The sequence below is a fragment of the Pirellulales bacterium genome, from assembly GCA_033762255.1.
In the GTDB taxonomy this organism is placed as follows: domain Bacteria; phylum Planctomycetota; class Planctomycetia; order Pirellulales; family JALHPA01; genus JANRLT01.
This window is the reverse complement of record JANRLT010000034.1, coordinates 32,387-39,651: the sequence shown is the minus strand read 5'-3', so window position 1 is coordinate 39,651 and position 7,265 is coordinate 32,387. Positions and strand designations below refer to the sequence as shown.

Here is a 7,265-nt window from a genome sequence, read left to right as displayed (position 1 = left end):
TCAAAGCTGAAATACTTGAACTGTATATTGGGTCGTGTTACTTTAGCAATCTCATGGGATTTTCGAGAGAATTCTGTCGCAAAAGGCGCGGGAGCGGCGAAATCCATGAACGTTTAACGTTGAGATTACCCCCAAGGAGCAAGCTAATGAAGGCCTTTGCAGGATATATCATTTTAATTGCAACTGTGGTTGCGCCTTTGGAACTTCGAGCGGAACTCCTGAATCAACTGGTGGAGATCAACCATAGTTCAAGTATTTGGCTGCCAAACGTGGGTGCTTATCCAGGTATTAGCGACGGAGATTCTTTTTCCAATCAGATCCGTCTTGGCGGGGACAGCGCTGGACTAACGTCGAGTCTCATCGATCGGTCAGAAGGACGATTCGAGACGAGTGCTCGAAGTTACGTCAATTTTGGACCTCCTTTTTGGTGGGGAGAATGGAGTGCAGGTTTTAGTGTTACAAATGCGAGCACCAGTCACAGTATTGGATCGGATGGGGGTAACGGCAATTTCCTCGTCTATTCTTTTAATACCACCGAGCCTGGCAGCTTGTTTGTACGTTACTTCGCCAGCAATAGTCAATTGAACTCCGCTGGAGCTGTGGTTTTTTACGATGAATTGTCAGGATTGCGATTTATCGAAGGAATCAACGGTGGCGTCATTGACGTACAGTTCAATTTCCCGGGCCAGACACCATTAACCAATCCATTTGAACCTCCTTACTTTACTCAAAAACACGCCCTTACAATCGCTGTTCCCGGGGTCGGTCGATCGGCCGGAGCAGTGGACGGTTTTGCTTCGGTCGCAGCTCGCTTTATTTGGGGACACGGCGCACTTCCTGGCTCCTCGCCAGACGTTCCTCTCCTTCCCTCAGGGATGACCGAGGATGGCGGTTTTGTGATTGATGTCATCACGGAAGGGACAGTAGAAGACGTCGTCTACATCGATCCGGTGATAGCTATCGGGTACGATTATGAATCCGCAAGCATCCCTTTTCGATCGGTATTAATCCCCGGCGCCTTACCGGGCGGTGACGACACGTTTGAGTTGCTATTCGGAACATTGGCGTTTACCTTGACCGCCGGTGTTGAATTCGACTTCACCTCATTCGTTCCCGATGGGATTTCTGAATTTAGCATTCGCGGCATCGACCCCAGTGAGATGCTCGATCCGACTAATCCGACAGCGTTTGTCACCGGTGTGACGTTTATGGAGGCGGGGATAACGGAAGTCGTGATGACCCCCATTAGCGTGCCAGAACCTTCATCTTTATTGCTGGCATTATTACCAATGATCCCGCTGGCCGTCACTCGCCTGCGAAAGTCGAACGCCTGAGCGTCGCGGGTGGCCCAGTTTGCTAATCAACCCGGGCGGCGCTGCCGCAACAGGAACACAGGCAGCCGCAAGCGGGAAATAGATCGCAGGTTGAACCTTCATCAACGTTCATTACCCGTTTAAGTCCCACTGGTCGCCAGCGACACTGGTAGGCTGTGCCAAACGGTGATAACCTTTGACCTACTTCCTAACGTGTCTCGTTGGGTAGGCCAGACTTTGGCGCTGGAAGACTGAGCTTTGCCAGTTCGTCAAGCTCGCTCATGGTAAACCGCATGCTCAAGATGTACGGCGGCTCTTTCGCTGTCCAATGCCCGTAGGTTGTTACGACAAACATTCCGTCCGACAGTAACTCAACGCCGGGGTAGGCGCAGTCCCAGCCATGCTGGTTATCCTTTAGGCGGACCCGGTACTCCCCTTCGCGGCTGGTCGCGATGTCCTCGTAGGTCCCCACCCAGCCGACCCAGTCACCGGCCGTCTGGCTTGTCAGGTGCTTGGGGGGGGCATCACGGAATGAAATGAACAGACGACCGTCGGGACCGTATTTGGCGACATGGCGATCCCCCGTAAGGGAACCTGGCACTTCGCGGGGTTGTGTCCATGTCCGACCCTCGTCGTCGGAGAACATAACGTGTGAATTTTTTCCACGGCGGTTCTCGCGAAGCAACACGGCTATTTGCTTATTGTCCGGCGATCGCAATGCGCCCGGCTCGCACAGGTGGACCTGGTCGGATTGGTGGATTGCCCGCGGTGTCTCCCAGGTTATGCCACCATCCCGGGAGAGCGACTGGTACAGCGTGAACACGCCGGTCGACTTACCCTCGTTCTTAAAATAACGCCCATCATCGTGAAACAGGGCGAGGTAATGGCCGCGACCCGTTTTGAGGCCGATCACGGACGCCATCGTGACGATGCCCCCCCAATCTCCAACCGGCTTTAACTCCGACCAGCTCTGCCCGTCATCCTCGCTGACCGCCAATCGCACGGGATACAGCCCGCTGAACAAGATGACGCGTTTCCTCCCCGTGGCGTCGACCACGCGATGAAGCGTCGGTGTCTCCAGCGAGGTATCCCAACTCTGGGGTGTTGGCAGCCGATCCGACCATGTCATTCCGCCGTCGACGCTCCGTTTATAGATAATCGCCCCCCGCCCATGACCCTTGGGGTAAACGCACAAGATCGTCTTGCCATCTTCGAGCAGTAGTGTGGACGGGTGGCCAAGGTATGTTCCCGGCTCGCGGTCCACGACAACTTGACGATGTGTATGGCTGTCGAGGTCGATCAAGGGCAAGACCAATGAGGTGGGCGACCCTGGCTGGCCCAACACTGCTGCGAAGGGAATGACAAAAAGCAAAATTAAGGGGATCCGACACGCGAGCATCATAAAGCTCCTTAAGGTATCTTGATCCGGCATAAGCTCCGCCACACCGGGAGAACAGGGGAAGGTTCGGCGAGCCATTAAACCGGAATCAACTCATGTTTCGCGCCCTGGCACGAAGCCAGATTCGGCATTTATTGGAACTCTCTTATTATTCAACCAAATGAACCAAACAACAAGGACTTTATTAGGAGGTTGATACGCGGATTGCCCTGTTTGTTAATCGGAGCGACGCAGCCGCAAGGGGAAATAGATCGCAGGATGAACCTTCATCAATGTTCATTACCCGTTTAAGTCCCTCTGGTCGCCAGCGACACTGGTAGGCTGTGCCAAACCGTGATAACCGCTAAGTTCCCTGGCTGACCCGGCGGGCTAAAATCCTGCCCCCTCATCCCTCTTTCCTCGTCCCTCACCCCCTATCCCCTGCCCCCTCGACCCTGCTCTGGCGGACGCGGCGAAATTAAGCCGCGCTCCATGCCACCCGGCCCGCCACTACCGTCTGTCGCAGCCAGCGGTCGTCCCAGGCAAAAAGCGCGTAGCCCAAAGGCTGCGGCGCGGATAGCCAGTCCGCATCCGGCCGGATGACCAGCACATCTCCCGCGCTTCCCGCGCATAGCCTGCCTACATCCTCCCAACCCAGACGCGCCGCATTTCCCGCGGTGATCTGCCACCAGGCATGGGCGGGGGTGGGATGATGCTCCGAGGCAACGGGGGCTGGCCCAGGCTGAACAATCGGCGTGGTTTGTGGCGAACAATACACTTCACCGCTTTTTCCAGGATTTTGTCCGCGTAAACTATGGTTCTTGGCGGTTTCTATTTTGGCCCGCGCCACCCGCACCAGGCTCCGTTCTGTTCCCGCGCCGATATCGCTACCCAGGGCCAGGGGGAGGCTTTCCGCCAGCCATTGATCCCGGGGCATGATTCCCGACATTAAAAAGTTATTTGCCGTCGGACAATGCACAATCGTCCCCCCGTGCCGACGGAGCAGGCCGCGCTCGGTTTGGCTTAAATGGATACCGTGGGCGAGCAACGTCCGCGGACCCAGGAGTCCCGCGCGGGCGTACACCTCGGTATAAGTCATACCTGGAAAGAGCCGGGCCACGGCCTGGCATTCGGCCAGATTTTCGGCCAAATGGGTTTGTGCGAGCGCCCCGGTCTGCCGGGCAATTTCTCCCGCTCCGTGGAGTAGTCCATCGGTGCAAGAAAGCGCAAAGCGTGGCGTCACGACCGCTTCCACGCGGTGAATGACCGTCGGATTAGCCAATTGCCGCCGGGGATAGCGTTGGCACAGAGCGCGGGTTTCGGCCAACTGTTGATCAACGGGGCAAAGCAACTCTGGCGGAGCCAGCCGGTCCATGAGCACCTGTCCGATTCCCGCCCGCACCCCAGCCGCGGCAAAGCATTCCAGCGCGGCGGCCGCCCCCGCGGCGTGCACCGTGGCATAAGCGCAACAACTGGTCGTGCCATACGAGAGCATTTGCCGGAGCACTGTTTGCGAACGCTCCGCGGCATAGCCGGGATCCCGCCAGCGGGCTTCCTCGGGAAAGACACTTTGCTCTAGCCAATCCAGCAGGGTCCCCCCGTCATGCCCCATGACCGGAAATTGCGGCAGATGCACATGCGCATCCACAAAACCGGGCGTGATCAAATAAGCTTCTCCCCCCAAGTCGGCGGATGGGGGAATGTGGCCCGTTTGCACCTGGGTGATCATCCCCTTTTCCACGCGCAGCCAACCTGGCAAAAGCTGGCAGGTGTCGCCGACAGACGGCAATAAAAGCTGCCCGGCGATAATCATCTAAAGGTAGAATTAAGACGGCAATTGATGGCCAAAGGGGTTTTGGCTTAACCACGTGTTTGCAACGAAACGCCCGCCTCCTGGGCCACGCGCGTCAAATAAGCGTGGGCCGCGCGGGCGGCATCGTCGGGATTTTGAATATAAGGGTACAACTCTACGGTGATCCAGCCGGTGTAACCGGTTTTTTGAATGGCCAGCATCGTCGTGGCAAAGTCAATCGCGCCATGCCCGGGGATCAAATGTTTGTGCACGCGGGTGGGGGCGATATCCTCAAAGTGGTAATGCACGGTGTGGGGAGCCATGGCCGCGACCCAGTTTTCGGGATCTTCGCCGACGCAGTAGGCGTGGCCGATGTCAAAATTTAGTCCCACCATGCGGGAATCCACCCGCTGCATAAAATCCAGGTATTCGCCAAATTTTTCGATAAACAATTCCGGCTCAGGCTCGATCAGCAGTTTTACCCCGACCTCTTCAGCGACCTCCACACAGGGCATGAATTCATCATAAAAGATTTGCCCCGCCTCGGCCCGCGTTTGGCCCGGCTGCAAATGCCCCCCCGGCTCGGTGGTCAGGTTGGGGGCGCCCAGTTCCGCCGCCAGGCGCAAGGCGCGCTTGGTATGTTCGCGGCGAATGGCCCGGTAATGCGGATCGGGGTCGGTCCAGCCAGGATGCCAATACGGTTGCCGCGGGTCCGCGACCGCGTTCATCATAAACGCGTTCACATTGGATATTTGCAATTGGTGGCGTTCCAACGCGCGGCGGATCGACTCCCGCCGCTCTGGCAACAAGCCCGCCGGCCAGGCATGCGGCACATCCGCCAAAATCTCCAGCCCCGCGTAACCCAGCTCCGCAATTTTGGCGATCGTGTCCTCTATCGAAAAATGCAGATACGCATTACTGGAAAAGGCAAGTTGCATGGGCGGGTACGGTTAGGGCGCGGTGGCGGGCAAAAAAACTTAGCTCCTAGACGCAAATGATAGGTTGCTAAGCCTTCATTGATATTAACGCCTGCCTGAAACTTCGCAAGCTGCCCCCGCTGTTGAACCAGCCCCCGATTGTCAATTGTAAAACGTCCAGAGTGCTTGCGAAACTTACTTTTTGGCCTGCGTTTGGTTGTCAAATTGCCGTTGAATGCCAAATTTCCGTTTACAGACCGGGATTTCTTCTATAATAAGGGGATAGCTTACTTCAAAAGTCAGCGGGGGGTTGTGGGGGTTTTTCATGGTGGTGGAGAGGCCGTTTGCGCGGCAAAGGGGAACAACATGCGGCATGGCGTGAAGCGCGGATTTACGTTGGTTGAATTATTGGTCGTAATTGCTATTATTGGCATTTTGGTGGCGCTATTGCTCCCCGCCATCCAGGCCGCGCGCGAGGCCGCCCGCCGCACGACCTGCACCAATAACCTGTCCCAACTGGCCAAGGCCAATTTGCTCTTTCTGGATGCCAATAAGCACTTTCCCAGCGGCGGTTGGGGCTGGCACTGGGTGGGGGATCCCGACCTGGCCGCGCTCGAGCAGCCGGGAGGCTGGGGGTTTTCGCTGTTGCCCTTTATTGAGGAAAAAAACACGTTTGAATTAGCCAAGGATGCCAACCCCCAAACCATTACTCCCCGCCAAAAAGCCGGCGCGCTCAAAGCCACCCAAGCGGTGATTTCCATCTTGTACTGTCCCACACGGCGTCCCCCCCGGTTGGTCAATCTGGGCCAGCCCAATGGCTTTCAGGCCCACAATGCCGACGGCGTTCCCAATCAGGTGCAGGTCAACAAGTGTGATTACGCGGTAAACGCGGGAGAGCAGTTTATCCCCTGGGGGGCGGGGCCGGGCAGTCTGTCCGAGGGATTGCGGGGGAATGGCTTTGTCCCGGCGGTGCAAAAGAGCACCGGCATCAGCTATCAACGCAGCAAAGTCAGGATCAAAAATATCCTGGACGGCACGACCAACGTCTATCTGCTGGGGGAAAAGTCGCTGCGGCCCATCCATTACACAACCGGGACCGACTTTAGCGATGACCATAGCGCGTTTAGCGGGGACGATTATGACCTCTGCCGTTGGGCGGTGCGCGACGGCCAAAACCTCCCCCCCAAGACCGATGTGGAACTGCAGGACACCAGCGTGGGGAACGTGTTTTTAGGATTTGGGTCCGCCCACACGGCGGTATTTCACGCGGCGTTATGCGATGGATCGGTACGGTCGGTTAGTTTTGAGATAAATTTTTTAACGCATCGGCGGCTGTTTAACCGGGGGGACGGCGTGGCCGTGAATAAAGTTGGATTTTAGGGGGGAAAAATACAAAAGGCACACTTTCGGGAGGGTGCTAAACCGCGGTAGCTGCCCTGGGCAATGATCTATTTCTAGACAAACACCTGTGCGAATTTCAGTTGTGTACGCGGATTGTACAGAGTGGGATAAACAGCTTTTGGGAGAAATTAAGATAGCAGAAACTAGCCAGTTTATTCATGGAGTGGAAACAGACGACTGGATCTCACCCACGATTTTTCCCTATTTCACCTACCCTTGCCCGGCTCTTTCAGACAGTCATTCCCTTGCCCCCCGCGAACAGCCATACTCTGGCCATCTTACCCGGCACTCCCGTGCCCCAGGCGGCCCGCCACGGACCGACCGGGAGCGTGGCGACGAATTTAAAGTTGATTTCGTCTCTTCTCTCTTTTTATGATTCCCACCGGTTCAGTTTGCCCAGCCGTTCTGGCGAACAATGACAAAAACTTGTTCTCCTCGCGGTAATTTTCTCGAATCCTCTGTTC

Annotated in this window: 6 protein-coding genes; 3 read left to right on the top strand and 3 right to left on the bottom strand. The window is 56.3% G+C overall.

The window, feature by feature from the left end:
• Positions 1–146 precede the first annotated feature (146 nt).
• On the top strand, positions 147–1,334 hold the full coding sequence (locus SFX18_10000; protein ID MDX1963475.1) for a hypothetical protein: 1,188 nt from the start codon (positions 147–149) through the stop codon (positions 1,332–1,334).
• 187 nt (positions 1,335–1,521) lie between these two features.
• On the opposite strand, the gene SFX18_09995 is transcribed toward SFX18_10000, so the two are convergent.
• From SFX18_09995 to SFX18_09985, 3 genes are all read right to left on the bottom strand, one after another.
• On the bottom strand, positions 1,522–2,712 hold the full coding sequence (locus SFX18_09995; protein ID MDX1963474.1) for a sialidase family protein: 1,191 nt from the start codon (positions 2,710–2,712) through the stop codon (positions 1,522–1,524).
• Between the two features lie 457 nt (positions 2,713–3,169).
• Positions 3,170–4,504, bottom strand: a complete 1,335-nt coding sequence (locus tag SFX18_09990) for an amidohydrolase family protein (protein MDX1963473.1) — start codon at positions 4,502–4,504, stop codon at positions 3,170–3,172.
• A 47-nt stretch (positions 4,505–4,551) separates the two neighbouring features.
• The gene (locus SFX18_09985) at positions 4,552–5,421 is read right to left on the bottom strand and encodes a sugar phosphate isomerase/epimerase family protein (GenBank protein ID MDX1963472.1); all 870 of its coding nucleotides are present in this window, start codon (positions 5,419–5,421) and stop codon (positions 4,552–4,554) included.
• 345 nt (positions 5,422–5,766) lie between these two features.
• Between SFX18_09985 and SFX18_09980 the strand changes: the two genes are divergently transcribed.
• Both SFX18_09980 and SFX18_09975 read left to right on the top strand, forming a co-directional pair.
• Positions 5,767–6,780 (top strand): DUF1559 domain-containing protein, encoded by a 1,014-nt coding sequence (locus SFX18_09980; GenBank protein ID MDX1963471.1) that lies wholly within the window; start codon positions 5,767–5,769, stop codon positions 6,778–6,780.
• A 266-nt stretch (positions 6,781–7,046) separates the two neighbouring features.
• On the top strand, positions 7,047–7,220 hold the full coding sequence (locus tag SFX18_09975) for a hypothetical protein (protein MDX1963470.1): 174 nt from the start codon (positions 7,047–7,049) through the stop codon (positions 7,218–7,220).
• Positions 7,221–7,265: the final 45 nt, after the last annotated feature.

What these genes read in the sequence shown, in the direction of transcription:
- SFX18_09980 (MDX1963471.1), top strand. Translation starts at nt 5,767, where the DNA reads ATGCGGCATGGCGTGAAGCGCGGATTTACGTTGGTTGAATTATTGGTC.
- SFX18_09995 (MDX1963474.1), bottom strand. Translation starts at nt 2,712, where the DNA reads ATGCTCGCGTGTCGGATCCCCTTAATTTTGCTTTTTGTCATTCCCTTC.
- SFX18_10000 (MDX1963475.1), top strand. Translation starts at nt 147, where the DNA reads ATGAAGGCCTTTGCAGGATATATCATTTTAATTGCAACTGTGGTTGCG.
- SFX18_09985 (MDX1963472.1), bottom strand. Translation starts at nt 5,421, where the DNA reads ATGCAACTTGCCTTTTCCAGTAATGCGTATCTGCATTTTTCGATAGAG.
- SFX18_09990 (MDX1963473.1), bottom strand. Translation starts at nt 4,504, where the DNA reads ATGATTATCGCCGGGCAGCTTTTATTGCCGTCTGTCGGCGACACCTGC.